Source organism: Nocardioides sp. 503 (assembly GCF_004522095.1).
Lineage (GTDB): Bacteria > Actinomycetota > Actinomycetes > Propionibacteriales > Nocardioidaceae > Nocardioides.
Map to the genome: position 1 here is coordinate 582,813 of NZ_SPUI01000002.1, position 21,675 is coordinate 604,487.

The 21,675-nt window shown below is 72.6% G+C and carries 24 protein-coding genes and 1 riboswitch; of the genes, 16 read left to right on the top strand and 8 right to left on the bottom strand.

The features are described 5' to 3' along the window. Positions 1-5: 5 nt before the first annotated feature. From E4622_RS03815 to E4622_RS03825, 3 genes are read right to left on the bottom strand one after another with little or no spacing between them, the layout of a single operon-like run. Positions 6-629, bottom strand: coding sequence for a YgjV family protein (locus tag E4622_RS03815; protein ID WP_134738726.1), 624 nt, complete (start codon positions 627-629; stop codon positions 6-8). 13 nt (positions 630-642) lie between these two features. Further along, positions 643-921, bottom strand: coding sequence for an Lrp/AsnC ligand binding domain-containing protein (locus E4622_RS03820; RefSeq protein ID WP_134738727.1), 279 nt, complete (start codon positions 919-921; stop codon positions 643-645). Between the two features lie 9 nt (positions 922-930). Then, a complete protein-coding gene (locus E4622_RS03825) occupies positions 931-2,682 on the bottom strand; it encodes a DEDD exonuclease domain-containing protein (RefSeq protein ID WP_134738728.1) in 1,752 nt (583 codons plus the stop codon). 83 nt (positions 2,683-2,765) lie between these two features. Here E4622_RS03825 and E4622_RS03830 point away from each other — a divergent pair, with 83 nt between their 5' ends. The 5 genes from E4622_RS03830 to E4622_RS03850 all read left to right on the top strand — a co-directional run bounded on the left by E4622_RS03830 (position 2,766) and on the right by E4622_RS03850 (position 7,109). Next, positions 2,766-3,026 (top strand): hypothetical protein, encoded by a 261-nt coding sequence (locus E4622_RS03830; RefSeq protein ID WP_134738729.1) that lies wholly within the window; start codon positions 2,766-2,768, stop codon positions 3,024-3,026. Positions 3,027-3,098: 72 nt separating this feature from the next. Next, the gene (locus E4622_RS03835; protein WP_134738730.1) at positions 3,099-3,305 is read left to right on the top strand and encodes a hypothetical protein; all 207 of its coding nucleotides are present in this window, start codon (positions 3,099-3,101) and stop codon (positions 3,303-3,305) included. 133 nt (positions 3,306-3,438) lie between these two features. Next, positions 3,439-3,613, top strand: a riboswitch (cyclic di-AMP (ydaO/yuaA leader). Between the two features lie 13 nt (positions 3,614-3,626). Beyond that, the gene (locus tag E4622_RS03840; RefSeq protein ID WP_134738731.1) at positions 3,627-4,601 is read left to right on the top strand and encodes an NlpC/P60 family protein; all 975 of its coding nucleotides are present in this window, start codon (positions 3,627-3,629) and stop codon (positions 4,599-4,601) included. Positions 4,602-4,638: 37 nt separating this feature from the next. Further along, complete coding sequence (locus E4622_RS03845; protein ID WP_134738732.1) at positions 4,639-5,853, top strand: hypothetical protein; 1,215 nt, start codon at positions 4,639-4,641, stop codon at positions 5,851-5,853. Then, positions 5,850-7,109, top strand: a complete 1,260-nt coding sequence (locus E4622_RS03850) for a M48 family metallopeptidase (RefSeq protein ID WP_134738733.1) — start codon at positions 5,850-5,852, stop codon at positions 7,107-7,109. The genes E4622_RS03845 and E4622_RS03850 overlap by 4 nt, the downstream gene beginning before the upstream one ends. Here E4622_RS03850 and E4622_RS03855 read toward each other — a convergent pair. Then, entirely contained in the window at positions 7,106-8,899 is a 1,794-nt protein-coding gene (locus E4622_RS03855) for a long-chain fatty acid--CoA ligase (RefSeq protein WP_134738734.1), read from the bottom strand. The genes E4622_RS03850 and E4622_RS03855 overlap by 4 nt on opposite strands. Before the next feature lie 129 nt (positions 8,900-9,028). Here E4622_RS03855 and E4622_RS03860 point away from each other — a divergent pair, with 129 nt between their 5' ends. From E4622_RS03860 to E4622_RS03880, 5 genes are read left to right on the top strand one after another with little or no spacing between them, the layout of a single operon-like run. Beyond that, positions 9,029-9,472 carry an SRPBCC family protein gene (locus tag E4622_RS03860; RefSeq protein ID WP_134738735.1) on the top strand — a complete coding sequence of 148 codons (444 nt, stop codon included), beginning with the start codon at positions 9,029-9,031 and terminating at the stop codon, positions 9,470-9,472. A gap of 3 nt (positions 9,473-9,475) precedes the next feature. Further along, positions 9,476-10,669, top strand: a complete 1,194-nt coding sequence (locus E4622_RS03865) for an ArsA family ATPase (RefSeq protein ID WP_134738736.1) — start codon at positions 9,476-9,478, stop codon at positions 10,667-10,669. Beyond that, a complete protein-coding gene (locus tag E4622_RS03870) occupies positions 10,666-11,082 on the top strand; it encodes a hypothetical protein (RefSeq protein ID WP_134738737.1) in 417 nt (138 codons plus the stop codon). Before E4622_RS03865 ends, E4622_RS03870 begins: the two co-directional genes overlap by 4 nt. Beyond that, on the top strand, positions 11,079-12,020 hold the full coding sequence (locus tag E4622_RS03875) for an ROK family glucokinase (RefSeq protein ID WP_134738738.1): 942 nt from the start codon (positions 11,079-11,081) through the stop codon (positions 12,018-12,020). The genes E4622_RS03870 and E4622_RS03875 overlap by 4 nt, the downstream gene beginning before the upstream one ends. Next, entirely contained in the window at positions 12,017-12,910 is an 894-nt protein-coding gene (locus E4622_RS03880; RefSeq protein WP_134738739.1) for an ROK family protein, read from the top strand. Before E4622_RS03875 ends, E4622_RS03880 begins: the two co-directional genes overlap by 4 nt. A gap of 1 nt (position 12,911) precedes the next feature. Here the strand turns inward: E4622_RS03880 and E4622_RS03885 are convergent, their stop codons facing one another. Together E4622_RS03885 and E4622_RS03890 are read right to left on the bottom strand one after the other, a co-directional pair. Next, positions 12,912-13,328, bottom strand: a complete 417-nt coding sequence (locus tag E4622_RS03885) for a hypothetical protein (protein WP_134738740.1) — start codon at positions 13,326-13,328, stop codon at positions 12,912-12,914. 9 nt (positions 13,329-13,337) lie between these two features. Next, the gene (locus E4622_RS03890) at positions 13,338-14,108 is read right to left on the bottom strand and encodes an alpha/beta fold hydrolase (RefSeq protein WP_134738741.1); all 771 of its coding nucleotides are present in this window, start codon (positions 14,106-14,108) and stop codon (positions 13,338-13,340) included. Between the two features lie 105 nt (positions 14,109-14,213). Between E4622_RS03890 and E4622_RS03895 the strand changes: the two genes are divergently transcribed. Both E4622_RS03895 and E4622_RS03900 read left to right on the top strand, forming a co-directional pair. Continuing rightward, positions 14,214-14,966, top strand: a complete 753-nt coding sequence (locus tag E4622_RS03895; protein ID WP_134738742.1) for a lysophospholipid acyltransferase family protein — start codon at positions 14,214-14,216, stop codon at positions 14,964-14,966. Continuing rightward, entirely contained in the window at positions 14,963-16,099 is a 1,137-nt protein-coding gene (locus E4622_RS03900) for a DUF5931 domain-containing protein (RefSeq protein ID WP_134739403.1), read from the top strand. Before E4622_RS03895 ends, E4622_RS03900 begins: the two co-directional genes overlap by 4 nt. On the opposite strand, the gene E4622_RS03905 is transcribed toward E4622_RS03900, so the two are convergent. Together E4622_RS03905 and E4622_RS03910 are read right to left on the bottom strand one after the other, a co-directional pair. Further along, the gene (locus E4622_RS03905) at positions 16,096-16,863 is read right to left on the bottom strand and encodes an amino acid ABC transporter ATP-binding protein (RefSeq protein WP_134738743.1); all 768 of its coding nucleotides are present in this window, start codon (positions 16,861-16,863) and stop codon (positions 16,096-16,098) included. The genes E4622_RS03900 and E4622_RS03905 overlap by 4 nt on opposite strands. Beyond that, positions 16,860-18,338 (bottom strand): ABC transporter substrate-binding protein/permease, encoded by a 1,479-nt coding sequence (locus tag E4622_RS03910; RefSeq protein ID WP_245155871.1) that lies wholly within the window; start codon positions 18,336-18,338, stop codon positions 16,860-16,862. The genes E4622_RS03905 and E4622_RS03910 overlap by 4 nt, the downstream gene beginning before the upstream one ends. A 51-nt stretch (positions 18,339-18,389) precedes the next feature. Here E4622_RS03910 and E4622_RS03915 point away from each other — a divergent pair, with 51 nt between their 5' ends. The 4 genes from E4622_RS03915 to E4622_RS03930 all read left to right on the top strand — a co-directional run bounded on the left by E4622_RS03915 (position 18,390) and on the right by E4622_RS03930 (position 21,675). Then, positions 18,390-18,899 (top strand): flavin reductase, encoded by a 510-nt coding sequence (locus E4622_RS03915; RefSeq protein WP_134738744.1) that lies wholly within the window; start codon positions 18,390-18,392, stop codon positions 18,897-18,899. Further along, complete coding sequence (locus E4622_RS03920; protein ID WP_134738745.1) at positions 18,896-19,579, top strand: hypothetical protein; 684 nt, start codon at positions 18,896-18,898, stop codon at positions 19,577-19,579. Before E4622_RS03915 ends, E4622_RS03920 begins: the two co-directional genes overlap by 4 nt. A 127-nt stretch (positions 19,580-19,706) precedes the next feature. Next, the gene (locus E4622_RS03925; RefSeq protein WP_134738746.1) at positions 19,707-20,930 is read left to right on the top strand and encodes an ATP-binding protein; all 1,224 of its coding nucleotides are present in this window, start codon (positions 19,707-19,709) and stop codon (positions 20,928-20,930) included. A 76-nt stretch (positions 20,931-21,006) separates the two neighbouring features. Then, a complete protein-coding gene (locus tag E4622_RS03930) occupies positions 21,007-21,675 on the top strand; it encodes a response regulator transcription factor (RefSeq protein ID WP_134738747.1) in 669 nt (222 codons plus the stop codon).

A 21,675-nucleotide genomic window follows, 5' to 3' on the forward strand; every position in this document is an offset into this window, starting at 1 on the left:
CGTCCTCAGAGCTCGAGGACGAACTCCTCGCCGTCGCGGCGGAAGCCCACGTGCTCGTAGTAGGCCCCACGCATCTGCGGTGAGGTGGTGACGCGGCGCAGGCCCAGGTCGCGGAGCACGCCGCTGCGCCGCCACACGAACTCGCCGGGGGAGAAGTCCCGGTAGCGGGGCGTGACGTAGTCGAGCTCGACCAGGGCGGCGTCGCCGTCGGTGCGCAGCAGCACCACGCCGACCGTCTCGTCGCCGGTGACGACCACGACCGCGAGCTGGCCCGCGTCGGGCCGGGTGCCGAAGTCGGGCTGGAAGGCCCGGATGTCCTGCTCGTGGGTCTTGAGGACGTGGCGGAAGTACTCGTCGTCGACCTTGACCTGCACGACCTCGAAGACCTCGTCGTCGTGACGGTCGCGGGTCAGGCGGACGAGGAACCACACGTTGATCGCCGCGAGGACGACGTTCATCCCGACCATCGGCCAGACCTCGATGAGCGCGTTGAAGCACAGCAGGATGAGGCAGGCGACCAGGTTGAGGGCGCGGAAGCGCAGCACCCGGGTCTGCAGCAGGGAGAGGACGAGCAGCGCGCTGCCGCCCCAGCCGAGGACGTCGAGCCAGTGGTCCCCGAACCGCTCCATCAGCCGGCGCGCACTAGTCGAGGCCCAGCGAGAACGCGGACTCGAGGTCGTGGCGGGAGTAGGAGCGGAACGCGATGTGGGTCTCGGTCTCGGACACGCCGGGGACCTTGTTGAGGCGGTCGGCGATGACGGCGGCCACGTCGTCGTGGTTGCGCACCCGCACCAGCGCGATCAGGTCGATCTGCCCGGTCACGGAGTAGACCTCGCTGACCCCCTCGAGGGCGGCGATCGCCTCGGCGACCTCGGGGATCCGGGCGACGTCGGCCTTCACGAAGACGATGGCGGTGATCATGAGCGGAGCCTAACGGGACTCGAGGTGGTGGCCGGAGTCCTGGCGGGCACCCAGCGGACCCTCCAGGTGGCGCCCGGCCCCCTGGACGGGGCAGGTCCACTCGCCGTCGACGTCGACCAGGCGCACGGTGGGGGACTCCAGCCACCGCAGCAGCCGCTCGGTCTCCTGGGCCGTCGCGGCGGGGACCGGCCCCGGCGCCGGTAGGACGGTCTCGGCCGAGGCGCGCAGCACCTCGACGTAGGCGACCGCGTCGGCTCCCGGCGGGATCACCCCGGCCGCCGCGAGGCGGCCGTAGCGCACGACGTGGACCGCCCAGCGTCCGTCGTCCTCGCGACGGGCGGCGACCACCTCGGCGCAGCGCGTGAGCGAGCTGAGCCGCTGGGTGCGGGCGGCGGCGCGGACGAAGGAGGCCAGGCGGTCGCGGTGCAGCCCCGCCTCCTCGTAGCGCTCGTCGGCGGCGAGGGCGGCCATGCGCTCGTTGACCAGGTCGACGACGTCGTCGGGGCGGCGCAGCAGCGTCTCGCGCAGCTGGCGCACGACCGCGGCGTAGGTGTGGCCGTCGACGCTGCCGTCGCAGGGGGACAGGCAGCGGCCCAGCTCGGCCAGCACGCACGCCGAGCGCGAGGGGGTGCGGCCGAAGCGGTCGGAGCACTGGCGCACCGGGAAGGTGTCGTGGAGCGCGGCCAGGCACTGCTCGGCCATCGCGCGGCTGCCGAAGGGGCCGAGGTAGTCGGCGTCGTCGTCGAGCACCCGCTTGACCATCGACAGCCGCGGCCACGGCTCGCGGGTGAGCTTGATGAAGGTGACCTTCTCGGGGAAGCGGGAGCGGCGGTTGTAGCTCGGCTTGTGCTCGGCGATCAGGCGCAGCTCGCGGACCTCCGCCTCGAGCGGGGTCGCGCACTCGATGGCCTGGACCTCTGCGGCCAGCCGCACCATCTCGCCCATGCGCGAGCGGGTCTCGGAGGCCGTGAAGTAGGAGCGCACCCGCTTGCGCAGGTCGCGGGAGGTGCCGATGTAGAGGACCCGCGCGGACTCGTCCTTGAAGAGGTAGACGCCGGGGGAGTGGGGGAGCCCGTCGGCGAGGTGGCGCTTGCGGCGCTGCGCGGCCGAGACCCGGGAGGAGAACGTCTGCAGCTCCTCGAGGGTGTGCACCCCGAGCGCGCCGACCCGCTCCATCAGCCCGTGGAGGACGTCGACGGTGGCCCGCGCGTCGGAGAGGGCGCGGTGGTTGGGGGTGGTCGTGCTGTGGAAGACCCGCGCCAGCGAGGAGAGCTTGCAGTTGGGCGCGTCGTCGCGGGTGATCACGCGGCGGGCCAGCTTGGCGGTGTCGACGACGTCGAACGCCGGCCAGGCGCGGCCCTGGAGCTCGGCGAAGTGGCGCAGGAACCCCACGTCGAACGGCGCGTTGTGGGCCACCAGCACCGTGCCGGCGGCGAACTCGAGGAACGCCGGCAGCGCCGCGTCGATGGGCGGGGCGTCGGCGACCATCGAGTTGCTGATGCCGGTGAGGACCGCGATGAACGCCGGGATCTGGGTCTGGGGGTCGACGAGCGTCTGGAACTCGCCGAGCACCTCGCCGCCGCGGACCTTGACGGCCCCGATCTCGGTGATCATGGAGCCGGCCGCCGGGGAGCCGCCGGTGGTCTCCAGGTCGACGACGGTGAACGTGACGTCGCGCAGGGCGCGACCGAGCTCGTCGAAGCTGCGCTGCGACTCCCACCGGGCGCCGGCCGGGGGTGCGGGAGGGGCGGCCTGGCTCATGCCCCGACCGTAGGACGAGGCGCCGACATCCCACGGGCGGCGCGCGGCGCGGACCTCTCCCCGCGTGCGCATAGGGTGGTGCCGTGAGCTCGACACCCGCCCTCCCCGACCAGGCCCACCGCTGGCGCTGCGGCGGCTGCGGCAACCTGACCCGCTTCGACGTGACGCGCACCCGGCGCACGCAGGAGTTCTGGCACTACGACCTCGCCGGCGAGCACCGGGTGGAGAGCACCGAGGTCCTCGGCGAGGACGTCGAGGCCGTGTCGTGCCGCTGGTGCGGTCGCAGCGACGCGATCGAGACGGTCGCGCGCACCGACGCCGACCTCACCTCCGACCCGTCCTGACCCGCGACGCGTCCTGACCCCCGCTCGCCGCGAGGGGGACCCCCTGTCGGTGGCGACTGTCAGCCTGGACGCATGACGACGAGAATCGACTGCGACACCTGCGTGGTGCGCGGGCTGGCCTGCCACGACTGCGTGGTGACCGTGCTCCTGGGGCCGCCGCCGGAGCTCACCTTCGACGACGACGAGTGCCGCGCGCTCGACGTGCTCGCGGCCGGGGGCCTGGTGCCGCCGCTGCGCCTGGTCCAGGCCGTGTCGGGGCCCGAGGTGGAGTCGGCGTGAGCCGTCCGGACGGGCGCGACGCGGACGGCTGTCCGTCGGTCGTGAGAAACACCGCCCCGGGAGTTGGCGTGGGCCCCTCCGAGGACTAACCTCATCCACTCAAGCAGCCGTGGAAGTGGGCCACCGGGTCCGCGCGGGTGCTGCGTCGAGTTCTGGAGCCTCTTCGGGGGGTTCCGGGAGCCGGGGAACCAACTCTTCTGGGGTGAATCCCTCGCGAGGCGTCGCGCGCAGGTGCGGCGAGGAGCGGGGGTAGGGCAAGTCGTGCCCGAATCCGTCAGCTCACCCGGTAGGCGTACGACACACAAGGGAGACCGCCCGCTCGTGCGGAAGCGACTCATCACTGCCCTGACCGGGTTGGCCCTGGCCGCCACGATCGGGCTCATCCCCTCCACCTCGGCCTACGCCGACCCCGACATCGACACCGTGCAGGCGCGCGTCGACCGGCTCTTCCACGAGGCCGAGCAGGCCTCGGAGCGCTACAACGATGCGAAGATCGAGCTGACTGCCCTCCAGAGCGACGTCGCCTCGCTGCGCGCCGACCAGGAGCGCCAGGACGCCGCGCTCGGCAAGGTGCGCGAGCAGGTCGCGGACGCGATGGTCAGCCAGTACCAGGGCCAGGGCATCTCCGCGGTCGGCGAGGTCATCGTCTCCGACGACCCCGGCGCCTTCCTCTCGCAGCTCACGACCATGTCGTCCTACCAGGACCACCAGGACGCGCTGCTCGACGACTACGCCGACGAGGTCGCGGCCCTCGACATCCGCGAGACCGCGACCGCCCGCCGGGTCTCGCAGGTCAGCGCCGTCGAGTCGCGTCTCAAGGACGAGAAGAGCACGATCGACGACAAGCTCGACCAGGCGAAGTCGCTGCTCGACCGCCTCAAGGACGAGGAGCGCGCGGAGATCCTGTCGCGCGGCGGGACCACCGTCCCCTCCGACGTCCCCGCGTCCGGTCGCGCTGCCGCCGCCGTCCAGTACGCCATGGCCCAGGTCGGCGACTCCTACGTCTACGGCGCCGCCGGCCCCAACGCCTTCGACTGCTCGGGCCTCACGATGATGGCCTGGGCCCAGGCCGGCGTCGGCCTGCCGCACTCCTCCAGCGCCCAGTACTCCTCGGGCCCCCACGTCGCCGAGAGCGACCTGAGGCCCGGCGACCTGGTGTTCTACTACAGCCCGATCAGCCACGTCGGCATGTACATCGGCAACGGCCTGATCGTGCACGCCGCCAACCCCGGTGCGGGTGTGAAGGTCTCCAACCTCCACGAGATGCCCTACGTCGGCGCGGTCCGCCCTGGCTGACCGCCCCAGCAACGAGGCCGGCCGTCCACGTCTGTGGATGGTCGGCCTTTCGCTGTTCCTGCTGGTGGGCGTCGGACTCCTGACCTGGTCGGTGCTCGACGACGACCCCTACGTCGCCCCGCGGCCGGCCGCCGGCCCCGCGCTCGCGCAGCCGGCGGAGGCGTCGCGGTCGCTGCGCCTCCTCCAGCAGGCGGTCGCCTCCGGGGACGCCGCCCTGGCCGACGAGGCGGCGCCCGAGGGCGACACGGCCGCCGCCGGTCTGCTGGAGGACCTAGTCGGCAACGCACGGGCGCTGCGGGTGCGTGACTTCTCCCTGCGCTTCCTCGACGTCACCGGGGCGAGCGAGGGCGACACCTGGACCGCCGCGGTCGACGCGACCTGGCGCTTCGCCGGCTTCGACGAGACCTCGGCCCGCGCCGAGGTGGTCGTGCGCTTCGCCGGCGAGGACGCCGGCATCGTCGGCGTCGGCGACCGCACGGGGGTCGCGCCGGTGTGGCTCGCCGGCGCGGCGACCGTGCGCCGTACCCCCGACGTGCTGGTGGTGGTCGCCGGCACCGGCACCGCCCAGGACGCCGCAGCCCGCGGCTACCTCGCGCGCGGCCGCGAGGCGCTGCCGGTCGTGGGGCGGGTGCTGCCGGCCTGGCGGGGACCCCTGGTCATCGAGGTGCCTGCAGGCGCCGCGGAGCTCGACCGGGCCCTGGACGCAGACGCCGGCGCCTACGCCGGCGTGGCCGCGGTGACCGCGTCTCCCGACGCCACCAGCGCGCCGGGGGTCCCGGTGCACGTGTTCCTCAACCCCGACGAGTTCGACCGCCTCCGACCGCTCGGCGCCCAGGTCGTCATGAGCCACGAGGCCACGCACGTGGCGACCGATGCGACCAGCAGCAGGCAGATGCCGCAGTGGCTGGTGGAGGGCTTCGCCGACTACGTCTCGCTGCGCGACGTCCGGCTCCCGGACTCCCGGGCCGCCGCCCAGGTGATCGAGCAGGTGCGCGCCGACGGGCCGCCGCGGGCGCTGCCCGGCGCCGTGGAGTTCGACGCCTCGACGGGCCACGCGGGCGCCGCCTACGAGTCGGCGTGGATCGCCTGCCGGGTGCTCGCGGAGCGCCGGGGCGAGGACGCCCTCGTCGCGCTGTACGCCGCCGTGCGGGACGGCCGGCCCCTCGCCGAGGTGCTGCGGGCGTCGTTCGGCTGGAGCGAGGCCGCGCTGGTCCGAGCCTGGCGGGCCCGCCTGTCAGACTTGGCGGCGTGACCGTCCCCGACCGCCGCGTCGCGCTCGTGACGACCCTCGTGGGCCTCGTCGCGTTCGTGGTCCTCGCCGTGTGGCTCGTCCCCTGGCACCCGGTGCCCGGGGGCGACCTCCAGCCCGCCGAACCCGGCTCGGTCTTCACCCCCGAGCAGCTCGACCGCGCCGAGGACTTCGCCCGCCAGGCCCGCCTCTGGAGCTGGACGTCCCTCGCGGTGTCCCTGGCCGTGGCGTGCTGGCTCGGCCTGACCCGGCGGGGCCGCGCGCTGTTCTCGCGGCTCCCGGGCCGGTGGTGGGTCCAGGTGCCGCTCGCCGTCGCGCTCGTGGAGCTCCTGCGCCGCGTCGTGACCCTGCCGTTCGCGGTGCTGCTGCGCCGCGAGCGCCTCGACTACGGACTGACCGAGCAGGGCTGGGGCGCCTGGGCCGTCGACCTGCTCAAGGGTGAGCTGCTGAGCATCGTCCTGACCTCGCTGGGGCTGCTCGCGGTCCTGGCGTGCGCCCGCCGCTGGCGCCGCGCGTGGCCCGCGATCGCCGGAGCGGGTCTCGGGGTCCTCGTGCTGGTCGGCTCCTTCGTCTACCCGCTGGCCGTCGAGCCGCTCTTCAACCACTTCGAGCCGCTGCCCGACGGGAGCCTGCGCACCGCGATCATGCAGCTGGCCGACGAGGAGGGCGTCACGGTCGACGACGTGCTGGTGGCCGACGCCTCACGCCGTACGACGACGCTCAACGCCTACGTCTCCGGCTTCGGCGGCACCCGCCGGGTCGTGGTCTACGACAACCTCGTCGACGACCTGCCGCAGGACGAGACGCTGTCGGTCGTCGCGCACGAGCTGGCCCACGCCCGCCACGGCGACGTGATCACCGGGTCGCTGCTGGGCGCCTCGGGCGGGCTCGTGGCGGCCGGCCTGCTGTCGCTCGTCCTCGCGCGCGTCCGCCGGCGTGGCGGGCCGGGCCTCACCGACCCGGCCGTCGTGCCGCTCGTCCTGGCCCTGGTGGCCATCGCCTCGCTGGTCACGAGCCCGGTGAGCAACACGATCAGCCGCCAGATCGAGACCCGCGCCGACGTGGACGCGCTGCGGACCACGCGGGACCCCGACGCGTTCATCGCGATGCAGACCCAGCTCGGGCTGCGCTCGCTCAACGACCCGACCCCGCCGGCCTGGAGCCAGGTGTGGTTCGGCAGCCACCCCACCGGCCTGACCCGCATCGCCCTGGCCGAGCGCATGCGTCGGCTCGAGGCCGACGGGTCCGAGCCCGACTAGGAGAGGTAGAGCGCGGCGATCTCGTCCTTGCACTCGCGCAGGACGACGTTGCGCTTGAGCTTGAGGCTGGGGGTCAGCTGCCCGCCCTCCTCGGTCCAGTCGTCGGGCAGGATCACGAACTTGCGGATCGACTCGGCCTTGGACACCGTCTTGTTGGCCTCCTCGACGGCCGCCTCGACCTCGGCGCGCAGGTCCGCGTCGTCGACGTGCTCGGCGATGGTGCCGGTCTTGCCGTGCGCCTCGGCCCACGCCGGGAAGGACTCGGGGTCGATCGTGACCAGCGCGCCGATGAACGGCTGCCGGTCGCCGACGACCATGCACTGGCTGACCAGCGCGTGGGCCCGGATGCGGTCCTCGAGCGGCGCCGGCGCGACGTTCTTGCCGCCGGCGGTCACGAGGATCTCCTTCTTGCGGCCGGTGATCCGGACGAAGCCCTCGTCGTCGACCTCGCCGACATCCCCGGTGTGGAACCACCCGTCGCGCTCGAGCGCCTCGGCCGTGGCCTCCTCGTTGGCCCAGTAGCCGGCGAAGACCTGACCGCCCCGGAAGAGCAGCTCGCCGTCGTCGGCGACGCGCACCGACGTGCCGGGGAGCGGGCGCCCGACCGTGCCGATCTTGGTGCCGCCGGGCACGTTGACGGTCAGCGCCCCGGTGGTCTCGGTCAGGCCGTAGCCCTCCAGGACGACCAGGCCGATGCCGCGGTAGAAGTGGCCCAGCCGGTCGCCGAGCGGGGCGCCGCCGGAGACGGCGTAGACGCAGGCGCCGCCGAGGGCGTCGCGCAGCTTGCCGTAGACGAGCCGGTCGAAGAGGGCGTGCTGCGCACGCACGGCCAGCGACGCCCTGCCCTTGCCGGAGTCGAGGCCGCGCGACCACGCGATGGCGGCCTCGGCGGCGCGGGCGAAGATCGCCCCCTTCCCGTCGGCGGTGGCCTTCTGCGAGGCGGTGTTGAAGACCTTTTCGAAGACGCGGGGGACGGCCAGGATGAACGTCGGGCGGAACTCCTGCAGGTCCTCGAGCAGGTGCTTGATATCGGCGCTGTGGCCCAGGCGGGTGCGTCGCTTGACCGCGCCCACCTGGATGATCCGCGCGAACACGTGGGCCAGCGGCAGGAACAGCAGCGTCGAGGACTCCCCGCCGAACAGGTCGTCGAGCTCGTCGGTCGCCACGCCCAGCTCGAACATGAAGTTGCCGTGCGTGAGCATGCAGCCCTTGGGGCGGCCGGTGGTGCCGGAGGTGTAGATCAGGGTCGCCAGGTCGAGCGGGGTCGACGACGTACGGCGCTTCTCCAGCTCGTCGTCGGCCACGTCCTGGCCGAGGCGGCCCAGCACCGTGACGGCGTTGTCGGCGATCGACCAGACGTGGTTGAGGTCCTCCAGCCCGGCACGCACCTCCGCGATCCGCGCGAGGTGGGCGGAGGTCTCGGCGACGACGGCCTTGGCGCCGGAGTCCTGCAGGATCCAGGAGACCTGGTCGGCGGCCGACGTCTCGTAGATCGGCACGGTGACGGCGCCGGCGAACCAGATCGCGTAGTCGAGCAGGGTCCACTCGTAGCGGGTCTTGCAGATCAGGGCGACCCGGTCGCCCGGCTCGATCCCGGAGGCGATGAGGCCCTTGGCGACCGCGCTGACCTCGGCGAGGAACTGCGCCGCGGTGACGTCGGTCCAGCCGGACTCGCCCGGCCGGCTGAAGACGACGGCGTCCGGGGCCTCCGCGGCGTTGGCGACCACGTCGTCGGTCAGGTTGCCCGTCGTCGGGATCTCGATCGTCAGGGGCGTGGAGAACTCCCGCACTTTTCTCTCCTCAGGCTCGCCATGGGGGCGTTGCGGGCAGGTTACCGCCGAGGGGAGGAGGGTCGTCCATCCGGTAGCATCGCGGTTCCGATCCACCCACGCTCCCGGGCGCCAGCAAGGGGTTCCACGATGGCCGAACAGACCACCTCCTCGATCGTCGTCGACGCCGCTCCGGCAGACGTGATGAGCGTGATCGCCGACTTCGAGGCCTACCCCGAGTGGGCCAAGGGCGTCACCGTCGCCGACGTCGTGTCGTCGTTCGGCCCGGAGCAGGGCGGACGGGCCGAGCAGGTGTTCTTCAAGCTCGACGTCTCACCGATCAAGGACGAGTACACGCTGGCCTACGAGTGGGACGGGGACCGCGAGGTCACCTGGACCCTGGTCGAGGGCAAGATGCTGCGCTCGCTCGACGGCGCCTACGTCCTGCGCGACCTGGGCGGCTCGACCGAGGTGACCTACCGCCTCGCCCTCGACGTGAGCATCCCGCTGATCGGCATGCTCAAGCGCAAGGGCGAGAAGATCCTCATCGACACCGCGCTCAAGGGGCTGAAGAAGCGCGTCGAGTCCCGCTGACTCGTGCGCATCCTCCTGTTCACCGGCAAGGGCGGCGTCGGCAAGTCCACCGTGGCCGCCGGCACGGCGGCGCTGGCCGCGGCCGCCGGTCAGCGCACCCTGGTGCTGTCGACCGACGCCGCGCACTCCCTGGCCGACGCGTTCGGGGCGCCGGTGGGCTCCGAGCCGACCGAGGTGGCCGAGCGGCTGTTCGTGCAGCAGGTCGACGCCCAGCTCCGCTTCGAGCAGTCGTGGGCCGAGATCCAGGGCTACCTGCTGAGCGTGCTCGACGTCGCGGGGGTGGACCCGGTCGCGGCCGAGGAGCTCACGGTCATCCCCGGCGCCGAGGAGGTTCTGGCGCTGCTCGAGCTGCGGCTGCACGCGCTGTCGGGGGAGTGGGACGTGGTCGTGGTCGACTGCGCGCCGACCGCGGAGACGCTGCGGCTGCTGGCGCTGCCCGAGGCGCTCGGCTGGTACATGGAGCGGGTCCTGCCCACGCAGCGGCGCGTCGTGAAGGCGCTCAAGCCGGTCTTGACGCGCGCGGCCGGCGTGCCGATGCCCGGTGACGGTCTCTTCGACGCCGTCGAGCGCCTGCACGCCGAGCTCGACGAGGTGCACACCCTGCTGTCGGGTCCCGACGCGAGCGTACGGCTGGTGCTGACCCCCGAGGCCGTCGTGCTGGCCGAGGCCCGCCGCTCCTACACGAGCCTCTCGCTCTTCGGCTACCGCGTCGACGGGGTGGTCGCCAACCGGGTCTTCCCCGCCGAGGGGGCCGACGACTGGCGTGCGGGGTGGGTGGTGGCCCAGGACGCCGTGCTGGCCGAGGTGGACCAGTCGTTCGCCGGGCTACCGGTCTGGCGCTCGGAGTACCGGCCGGCCGAGCCGGTCGGCGTGGAGGCCCTGCGCACGCTCGCCGCCGAGGTCTACGCCGGCGCGGACCCCCTCGCGGTGCCGGAGGGGGAGGGGCCGTTCCGGGTGGAGCGCACCGCCTCCGGCGCCGTGCTCCACCTCTCGCTGCCCTTCGTCACGCGCACCGAGGTCGGTCTCGCCAGGAACGGCGACGAGCTGGTCGTGACCGTGGGGTCGTATCGTCGCCTTCTCACCCTCCCCGCGGGGCTGGCGCGACTGCAGGTCGCCGGCGCCCGGGTGGACGAGGGTGAGCTCCGGGTCCGGTTCGCGGACCCGGCGCACGCGGACGCGACGGAGAAGGTGACGTGAACGACCCCCAGGACGGCCCCGACGGCGGCAGCGACGAGCCCGTGGGCAGCGTCGGAGACGAGGCCGCCAAGCTCCTCGGCGCCCTCGCCGGCTGGGCCACCGAGCACGGCGCCGACCTCGGCCAGGGCCTCGGCGGGCTCGCCGGCCAGGCGGCCGCGGCCGTCCACGACATCGACGAGCACGTCGCCACCGGCGCCGCCGAGTGCAGCTACTGCCCGCTGTGCCGCGCCGTGCACGCCGTCCGGCAGACGAGCCCGGAGGTGCGCGCCCACCTGGCGACCGCCGCCTCCGCCCTGGTGCAGGCGGCCGCCGGCCTCCTGGCCACCCCCGTCCCACCCGACGCCTCGGGGCGTGCCCAGCAGGTCGAGCGGATCGACCTGGACGACGACCTCGGGTCAGAGGGAGAGTCATGAGCCTGACGTGCGGCATCGATGTCGGAGGCACCAAGATCGCGGGCGCCGTGGTCGACGCCAAGGGGATGATCCTCGAGGAGTCGAGGGTCGAGTCCCCGGCGACCGACCGTGAGGCCATCGAGGCGGCCATCGCCACGCTGGTCGCCGACCTGCGCACCCGCCACGAGGTCGAGAGCGTGGGCATCGGGTTCGCCGGCTACGTCGACGCCTCACGCGCCCGGGTGCTCTTCGCCCCCAACCTCGCCATGCGCGACCTGGACCTGCGAGCCGAGCTCCAGGAGCACATCGACCTGCCGGTCATCATCGAGAACGACGCCAACGCCGCCGCCTGGGGCGAGTTCGCGTTCGGTGCCGGCGAGGACGTCGAGGACCAGCTGATGGTCACCGTCGGCACCGGTGTCGGCGGCGGGCTGGTCCTGGGCGGCGAGCTCTACCGCGGCGCCTACGGCGTCGCCGCCGAGATCGGGCACCTGCGGGTCGTCCCCGACGGGCACCTGTGCGGCTGCGGCAAGCGCGGCTGCCTGGAGCAGTACGGCAGCGGCTCCGCGCTCGTGCGCGACGCCCGGGTCGCGGCCGGCGGCGGGTCGGAGCAGGTGGGCCCGCTGCTGGCGCGCGCCGGCGGCCGGCCCGACGCGATCACCGGCCCCCTGATCACCGAGGCCGCCCAGGACGGCGACCCGTTCGCGGTCGAGCTGCTCGCCGCACTGGCCTACTGGCTGGGCGGCGGGATCGCCTCGCTCGCCGCCGTGCTCGACCCGGCGGCGGTGGTGATCGGCGGTGGCGTCAGCGAGGCCGGCGACCTGCTGCTCGACCCGATGCGCGCGGCCTTCGAGTCCCACCTCAGCGGCTTCGGGCACCACCCCACCGCCGAGATCCGCCTGGCGACCCTGGGCAACAAGGCCGGTGTGATCGGCGCGGCCGACCTGGCTCGTCGGTGAGCCCCCTGCACGTCGGGGTCGACATCGGCGGCACCAAGGTGCTGGCCGGCGAGGTGACCGCCGAGGGCCGCGTGCTGCGGACCGCCCGGCGGCGTACCCCCGGCCGGTCGGCGGCGCCGCACGAGCTGGACGACGCCGTCACCGAGGCGGTCGAGGAGGTCGCCCAGGGGCGCCCGCTCGCGTCCGTGGGGCTCTCGGTCGCGGGGCTGGTGGACGTGGCGCGCGGCCGCGTGCGCTTCTCCACCCACCTGCCCTGGCAGGAGGACGACACCGGCGCCCGCCTGTCGGCCCGCTGGGGCGTGCCGGTGCTGCTGGACAACGACGTGTCGTGCGCGGCGATCGCCGAGCTGGCGTTCGGGCGCGGGCTCTCGCACTCCGACTTCCTGCTCGTCACCATCGGCACCGGCATCGGCGGCGCCATCGTCCACCGGGGCCGCCTGTGGCGCGGCGCCAACGGCATGGCGGGGGAGTTCGGCCACGTGCGGGTCGTGCCCGACGGGCGCGTCTGCGAGTGCGGGATGCGCGGCTGCCTGGAGGAGTACGCCAGCGGCAACGCGCTGCGGCGCCTGGCCGGTGACGCCTACGAGGACGGGCAGGCCGTCACCGCGGCGGCCACCGCGGGTGACCCGGTCGCGATCCAGGCCCTCACCTCGGTCGGCGACTGGTTCGGCATCGGCCTGGCCGGCCTCGTGGGCTCCTTCGACCCCGCCGCGCTGGTGATCGGCGGCGGTGTCGTCGACGCCGGCGAGCTGCTGCTGGGCCCCACCCGGGCCGCTCTCGAGCGCCACCTGGTCGGCGCCGGCCACCGGGACCTGCCGCCGCTGCTGGTGGCGGCCTGCGGCCCCGCCGCCGGCATGGTGGGTGCGGCCCACCTCGCCCGCACGGGCTGAGTCAGATGACGGCGCCGTCGTCGTCGGGGTCGCGCGGACCGCGCGGCATCTGGACGACGAGGTAGAGGAAGCCGCCCACGAACGCCGCCACCAGCAGGTAGGCCACCAGGCTGGGCAGGTCGACACCCGCCACGAGGCACACGAGCAGGATGGCGGGGGCGCCGAAGAGGCCCGCCCAGGCGACCATCCGGTCGGGGGTGGTCGTCGGCAGCGGCGGCGGGGGCGGCGGGACGAACCGGTCGGTGGTCCAGTCGTCGTCCGGGGCGGTCTCGTCCCAGCCGGTGGGTCCGGCCGGTGCGGGGGCCACCGGTGCGTCGGCGACCGGCTCGGGCGCCGGCGGCTCCGGGTCGAGGTCGGCCCGCTCGCCGAAGTTCTCGACGATCGCGCGCCACGCCTCGTCGTCGTTGTCGCGCTGCACTCCTCGAGGTTACTCGGCGGTGGTGCGCGCCACGAACGCGGCGGAGTCGGCGAAGATCTGCGGGGCGTCGTTGTCGAGCGTGGCCACGTGGTAGCTCTCGGTCAGGGGGACGACCGTGACGTCGCGCGAGGACACCTTGCTGGTGATCAGCGGCTGGGACGCCTCGTCCACGACGTGGTCGACCGAGGAGCGGAAGTACAGGATCGGGCAGGTGACCTTGGGCAGGTCGGCCACCAGCGGCGGCCAGGCCCGCATCAGGGTGTGGATGGCCTTGAGCGGGGTCCGGTCGTAGCCGTGCTCGTCCCCTCCGGCCTTCTTGATGTCGTTGGCGAGGCCGGGGAAGGACGGCACCAGGTGCTTGAGGACCGGCAGGAGCTTGACGTCGAGCCGCTTGGTGGCCACGGCCGGGTTGACCAGGAGCAGGCCGGAGACCCGGTCGGCGTGGTCGGCGGCCAGCCGCAGCGTGAGCGCACCACCCATCGACAGCCCGCCGACGACGACCGCGTCGGTGTCGCGGGCGAGGGACTCGAACGCGCGGGTGAGCTCGGCGTACCAGTCGTCCCACGTGGTGGTGTTGCACTCCTGCCAGGTGGTGCCGTGCCCGGGCAGCCGCGGCACCGAGACGGCGTACCCCAGGGCGCCGAGGTGCTCGCCCCACGGCTTCATCGAGGCGGGCTGGCCCGTGAACCCGTGGCTGAGCAGGACGCCGATGCGCCGCCCGCCCGTCAGCTCCGGTCGCGCCGCGATGGTCAGGGGTGACGCGAGGGGGTCGATCGTCATGCGGTGATTGTGCACCACGGAGGTGGTAGGTGACTGGCGCTCGCAGGCACTACGCTGCGAGCAGGTCAGGGCTGCCGCCGGCTCGACGATGAGAAGGGTGCTTCGTTGTTCTACTGGTTCCTCAAGTGGGTCGCCCTGGGTCCGTTGCTGCGCGTCGTGTTCCGCCCGCAGGTCGAGGGCGCCGAGCACGTGCCGGAGGAGGGCGCCGCGATCCTCGCGAGCAACCACCTGTCCTACGCGGACTGGATGTTCATGCCCCTCACCCTGCCGCGCCGGGTGACGTTCGTGGCCAAGGCGGAGTACTTCACGACCCCGGGCATCAAGGGCTGGTTCCAGAAGCAGTTCTTCACCGGCGCCGGGCAGGTCCCCATCGACCGCACCAGCGGCTCGGCGGCCGAGGGCGCGCTGTCGTCCGCCAAGCGGATCCTCGGCGAGGGCGACCTCTTCGGCATCTACCCCGAGGGCACCCGCTCGCACGACGGCCGGCTCTACCGCGGCAAGACCGGGGTCGCCCGGCTCGCGCTCGAGTCCGGCGTGCCGGTGATCCCCGTGGCCGTCGTCGGCACCGACGTCGTGGCCCCTCCGGGCAAGACGTTCGGCTCGGTCACGCGGCCGGTGGTGCGCTTCGGCAAGCCGCTGGACTTCTCGCGCTACGCCGGCATGGAGAACGACCGCTACATCCTGCGCTCGATCACCGACGAGATCATGTACGAGATCATGCGCCTCTCCGGCCAGGAGTACGTCGACATGTACGCCGGTCGAGCCAAGGAGGAGTCCAAGCGGCTCGAGGCCGAGGCGAAGGCCAGGACCGAGTCGATCACCCCGCCGGACGACGACGAGCAGAAGAAGGCGTCCTGACCCAGCTCCGGCTCTGGACCCGGCCCGCGCTCGACGTCGAGGACCGGCTGTTCCGGGCGCTGGGGATCCTGCGTGTCGTCCTGCTGGTCAACGCGCTCGGCCTGAACCTCTACCGCGCGGACAACTTCGAGCACCCGCGGTGGGCGGTCGTCTGCTGCGTGGTCATGGCGCTGTGGACCGGGGTGACGCTCCGCGCCTACGCCGACCCCGACCGCCGTACCCCCTGGCTGCTGGGGGCCGACCTCGCCGTGGCCGCGGGGCTGCTCGCCGCCACGCCGATCGTCAAGGGGGTGTGGTTCAACGCCTCCATCCCGGGATTCTGGGTGGCCTGCGCGATCTTCGCCTGGGCGATCCACCACCACTGGCGCGGCGGGCTCCTCGCCTCGGTCTGCGTGGCCGCGACCGACGCGCTGGCGCGCGACGGACTCACCCAGGGCAACTACGGCAACCTCTTCCTGCTCCTCATCTGCGGGCCGATCGTCGGCTTCCTCGCCGAGTCGCTGCAGCTGATGGCCCGTGAGCGGGACGAGGCGCAGCGCGCCGCGCTCGCCGAGGCCGAGCGCGCCCGCCTGGCGCGCACCGTCCACGACGGCGTGCTCCAGGTGCTCGCGCTGGTGCAGCGTCGCGGCGCCGAGCTGGGCGGGGAGGCCGCCGACCTGGGTCGGCTAGCGGGGGAGCAGGAGCAGGTCCTGCGCACGCTGATCCGCTCCCAGGACGCCGTGTCCTCCACGGCACCCGACGCGACCGCCGACCTCGCCGCCGCGCTGGCCGAGCTCGGCGCCCGGGGGCACGTCACCGTCGCCGCCCCCGGCACGCCCGTCGAGCTGCCCGCCGCCCTGGTCGAGGAGCTGCGGGCGGTCGTGTCGGCGTGCCTGGACAACGTCGCGGTGCACGTCGGGGTCGACGCGCCCGCGTGGGTGCTGCTGGAGGCGTTCCCCGACCGGGTCGAGGTGTCGGTGCGCGACGAGGGGCCGGGCATCCCCGAGGGCCGCCTCGACGCGGCCGCCGGCGAGGGTCGCCTGGGCGTGCGCGAGTCGATCCGCGGCCGCATCGCCGACCTCGGCGGCACCGCCGAGCTCGCCACCGGCTCGTTCGGCACGGAGTGGGAGCTCGTCGTGCCGCGCCCGGCCTAGCGCGCCTCGAGCACCCGCCGCAGGAACTGCTTCGTGCGCTCGTGCTGCGGGTCGGTGAGCACCTCGGCGCTGCCGCGCTCGGCCACGACCCCGCCGTCGAGGAAGAGCACCTGGTCACAGACGTCCCGCGCGAAGCGCACCTCGTGGGTCACGATGACCATCGTCCAGCCCTGCTGAGAGAGGTCGCGGACGACTCCGAGGACCTCGCCGACCAGCTCGGGGTCGAGGGCCGAGGTGGGCTCGTCGAGCAGGACGACGTCCGGCTTGAGCGCCAGCGCCCGGGCGATGCCCACGCGCTGCTGCTGGCCGCCGGACAGGTCGGCCGGTCGCGCGTCCTCGCGGCCGGCGAGCCCCACCTGCTCGAGCAGCTGCCGGGCCTCGGCCACGGCCTCGTCCTCGGGGCGACCCTGGACCTGCACCGGTCCTTCGATGAGGTTGCCCAGGACGGTCTTGTGCGGGAAGAGGTTGTGGGACTGGAAGACCATCCCGCTGCGCGAGCGCAGCGCCCTGACCTGGCGTCGCCGCGCGCCCTTGTCGTCGGGCAGCTCGGAGAAGTCGACGGCCGCGTCCCCGATGCGGACCAGCCCGGCGTCCGGGGTCTCCAGCACGTTGAGCGAGCGCAGGACGGTGGTCTTGCCCGAGCCCGACGGCCCCAGCAGCACCGTCGCGGTGCCCGAGGCGGCGGTGAAGTCCACCCCGCGCAGCACCGGGGTGTCCCCGAAGGCCTTGGCGAGCCCGTGGACCTCGATCAGCGGGGTGCTCATACGGCGTACCTTCCCAGTCGCTTCTCGAGCCTGCCCTGCCCGACGGACAGCGCGAAGCAGATGACCCAGTAGTAGAGCGCCGCGAAGATGTAGAGCGGCATGAACTGCTGGCTGAACGCGGCGGCGTTCTGCGCCTCCCGGAACAGGTCGGTCACGAGGATGACCGAGACCAGGGAGGTGTCCTTGACCAGCGACAGCAGCGAGTTGGACAGCGGGGGCACGGCGATCCGCGCGGCCTGGGGCAACACGATCCGGCGCATCGCCTGCCAGCGCTCCATGCCGATGGTCGTAGCCGCCTCGAGCTGGCCGCGGGGCACCGACAGGATCGAGCCACGGATGATCTCGGCGGCGTACCCGCCGACGTTGAGGCTCAGGGCCAGGCACCCGGCGAGGAAGCCGGGCAGCGTGACCCCGACCTGCGGAAGGCCGTAGAAGAAGATGAACAGCTGGACCAGCAACGGGGTGCCGCGGATCAGGGAGATGTAGCACCGGGCCGGGGCGCTGAGCAGCCGCGACGGCGACATCCGGGCCAGCGCGACCGCGAGGCCGATGAGCAGTCCGGCCGCGAAGCTGATCGCGGTCAGCGGGATGGTGCCCTGGATCGCGCCGCGCAGCATCGGCCAGGCCGCGTCCTGGAGGACCTCGCCCCACGAGCGCGGGTCCCGGTCGGTGGTGACGTCGACCTCGTCGGGGTTCTCGACGGAGACGTCGGCGCCGAAGTACTTCTCGGAGATGTCGGCGAGCGTGCCGTCGGAGCCGAGCTGCTCGAGCGCCTTGTCGGCCTGGTCGCGCAGTGCCTGCTGGGACTTGGGGAAGACCAGCGCCTGCTCGCTGACCTCCTCGCCGGCGTAGCCGGTGATCTTGATGTCGTCGGACCCGGTGGACGCGAGGTAGTCGAGCACGGCGATGTTGTCGTTGACGATCACGTCGACGCGGCCCTGGACGAGCAGCTCGGCGGCCTGGGCGAAGCCCTCGACCGACTGCACCGTCGCGCCGGCGTCGCGGGCGACCTGCGCCCAGTTGCTCGTCTCGGACTGGGCGGCGGTGAGCCCCTTCAGGTCGTCCAGGCTCGTGACGTCGTCGGTGCCGGCCGCCGTGACGATCACGCCGCGCGAGTAGGTGTAGGGGCGGGTGAACAGGTAGCGCGCCTCGCGCTCGGGGTTGATCGTCACCTGGTTGGCGATGACGTCGATCCGGTCGGCGTCCAGCGCCGGGAACAGGGCGTCGAACGTCGACTGCACGTAGTCCGGCTCGCCCCAGCCGGCCTCCTTCGCGACCGCGTCCATCACCTCGATGTCGTAGCCGGTGAGGTCCTCGGTGCGCGGGTCGACGAACGTGAAGGGCGGGTAGGTGCCCTCCGTGCCGACGCGCACCACCCGACCGTCGCCGTCGGCGGCGGTGGCGGGCGCCGCGAGCAGCGCGCTCAGCCCGAGCAGCACGCCCAGGATCGCCAGGACCCGATTCCTCGTCTTCACTGAAGCAGCGTAGTCACGGGGCGTCGCCGGGTGCCGCCCTAGGCTCGCTCTGTGACCATCCACAGCACCCACCCGTTCGCGGACCCCGACCCTGATCCGGTACGCCGGCTGCGCGGTCGCCTCGGCGGCGCGGTGAGCCTGTGGACGGCAGGATCCGGTCGCGACCGCTCCGGACTGACGGTCACCTCGCTGATGCTGGCGCACGGCGAGCCCGCCCACCTGCTGGGTCTGCTCGACCCGGACGCCGACCTCACCGAGGGGCTCCTGGACGCCGGCCGTGGCGTCGTGCAGCTGCTCTCCTGGCCCGACCGCGACCTCGCCGAGGCCTTCGCCGGCACCGCCCCGGCACCGGGCGGCCCGTTCCGGATGTCGCCCTTCGAGGAGACCGAGTGGGGCCCGCGGCTGACCTCGGCCGACACCTGGGCCGGCGTGAGCGTCGTCGACAGCCGCGAGGTGGGCTGGTCGCTGGAGGTCACCTGCCGCATCGACGCCGTCACCGTCGGCGACGACGAGGCGCCGCTGCTGCACCGGCGCGGGCGCTACGTGCGGCCGGGCGCGTGACGTTCCCACGCGACAAGGTGCTCGTGCGGCAGGTGAGCGCGTCCAGCCGGGTGGTCGACCCGACGATCGAGCTGGCCATCTCGGAGGTGTGGTCCGACCAGCTCGCCGAGGCGGCGGCCCGCGGCCTCCCACTGGCCGACGCGCCGGCGTACCGGCTGGAGTCGGCGGCCGAGCGCGACGGCGTGCTGGAGCTCGGACTGACGCTGGAGCCCTACCGCGTGCACTCCGCCATGAAGGTGCTGCACCGTGACCCACGCGTCCGTCCCGAGCACCACGACCGGACGTTCGTCGCGGACGGCCTGGTGCGCACGGCCGATGACCAGTACCTCCTGCTGAGCACGCCCAAGGTCACCGGTGTCGAGCTCCAGCTGGTGGGCGGGACGGCCTCACCCGCGCAGCGCGTCCTCGAGACGTCCGACGACCTGTTCGAGTTCATGTCGCAGCGGGTGGAGCGGGCGCTGGGGGTGCAGGCGTCCCAGGTGGACGTCCTCGGCGTCCTGGGGATGGTGCGCCTGGAGGTCGGCTGCGTCAACGCGGTCTTCGACGTGAGGCTGACGGTCCGGGCCGACGAGGTGCGCCTGCGTCCGGGATCCGATGTGGTCGTCGTGCCGAGCGCAGAGCTGGGCGACTTCCTCGCCGCCGGTCCGGCGTACCTTCCGGCGATCGCGACGTTGCTGTAGGTGGTTGGTCGTGGTGTCGCTCTGTTACCCGTCCTGGAGTGACGGTGCGGCCGGGAGCCTGCTTTATCGTCTTTATTGACATTTATGGAGATCCGATAAACCCGACTAAATCAGATAAGATCCACGTGTGGACCCGATCAGAAATCCGTACACGCCAAACGCTGGGGCGCAGCCCCCGGCCGTGCTCGGACGTGACGCGCAACTGAAGAACTTCGACCTGCTGCTTCGTCGCATGAGCGCTGGGCGCACGGAACAGTCCATGATCATCACGGGACTGCGCGGGGTCGGTAAGACGGTGTTGTTGGGTCGTTTCAGGACCAAGGCTCAAGAGTTGGACTGGGTCGTGGTCGAGCGCGAGGTCTCCAAGCACGATGACGAGCAGTTCCGGCGGCAGATGGTGAGCGCGATTCGCACTTCTCTGTTCGAGATGTCGCCCAAAGCCCGTTGGAGTAACCGCATGCGGCGCGCAGCGGCGGTGCTGAAGTCCTTCAGTGTCTCGGTAGATCCAGGCGGGGCCCTCACCGGTGGCATCGACGTTGAGGCCGCGCAAGGCTTCGCCGATCAACAGGACCTGCAAGCGGACCTCACTGACCTCCTGGTGGCCGTTGGGGAGGCGGCGACAGACGTCCAGAGGGGTCTGGTGCTGCTCTTCGACGAGGTGCAATTCCTCTCCACCACGCAGTTGGAGGCGCTGATCTCGGCGTTGCACAAGACCGTTCAGCGAGGGCTCCCCGTCACGATGGTGGGAGCTGGCCTCCCGCAGATCGCAGAGCTGGCGGGGGACGCCAAGTCGTACTCGGAGCGATTGTTCAAGTTCCCGCGCATCGGGAATCTCGATGATCAGGACGCTCGAGCGGCCCTGGCTGAGCCCGCGCAGGACGAAGGCGCTGAATACAGTGACGATGCCCTGACCCTGGCGCTTGAGGTAACGGGCGGGTATCCATACTTCTTGCAAGAGCTTGGCTACGCCGTCTGGGGAGTCGCAGATGGCCCCGTGATCACACGCGAGGACGTGCTCCTAGCCGTCCCCACTTATGAGGCGAAGCTCGATGAGTCCTTCTTCCGCGTGAGATTGGATCGGGCCACGGAGATGGAGCGCATCTACCTGCGAGCCATGGCCGAGCTTGGTCCTGCAGCGCAGAAGGCTCAAGACGTGGCTGCAGTCATCGGACGCAAGTCGACGCAGATGGGTCCTACGCGGGCCCAGCTGATCAACATGGGGCTGCTCTACACCCCCGAGCACGGCTACGCCGCGTTCACGGTGCCGCACTTCGACAAGTTCCTGCTTCGGGCCATTCCTGAACTGATGTTGCCGCCTGACCGGCCGAGGAAGTCGAGGAAGAAGGACTGACCGCTCGCTGCGCGGGCGCCTACATCCCGGTTGCGTCGAGGGCGGGACAACTAACGTTGTCAGTAGGGTCCATGCCATGCAGCCGGAGACGATCGACGACCAGCCGACCCGGGTGATGGTCGTGGACGACCACCCGATGTGGCGCGACGCCGTCGAGCGCGACCTCCAGGCCGCGGGCTTCGACGTCGTGGGCGTCGCGAGCAACGGGAGCGAGGCGCTGGCGCGCTTCCCCGCCTGCCGCCCGCAGGTGGTGGTGCTGGACCTCCAGATCCCCGAGCCCAACGGCGTCGCGGTGACCGCCGAGGTGCTGCGCCAGGACCCGGCCGCCCGCGTGCTGATCCTGTCGGCGTCGGGGGAGCAGGCCGACGTGCTCGAGGCGGTGAAGGCGGGCGCGACCGGCTACCTGGTCAAGTCGGCCTCGCGCGAGGAGCTGCTGTCCGCCGTACGGCGGGTGGCGGCGGGCGACACGGTGTTCACGCCCGGTCTCGCGGGGCTGGTGCTGGGGGAGTTCCGCCGGCTCCTGGAGCCGGTCGAGGACCCGATGCGCCCGCAGCTGACCGAGCGGGAGACCGAGATCCTCAAGATGGTCGCCAAGGGGATGTCCTACAAGCAGATCGCCGAGCGGCTGGTGCTCTCGCACCGCACGGTGCAGAACCACGTCCAGAACACCCTGCGCAAGCTGCAGATGCACAACCGCGTCGAGCTCACCCGCTGGGCGATCGAGCAGGGCCTCGACGACGACTGA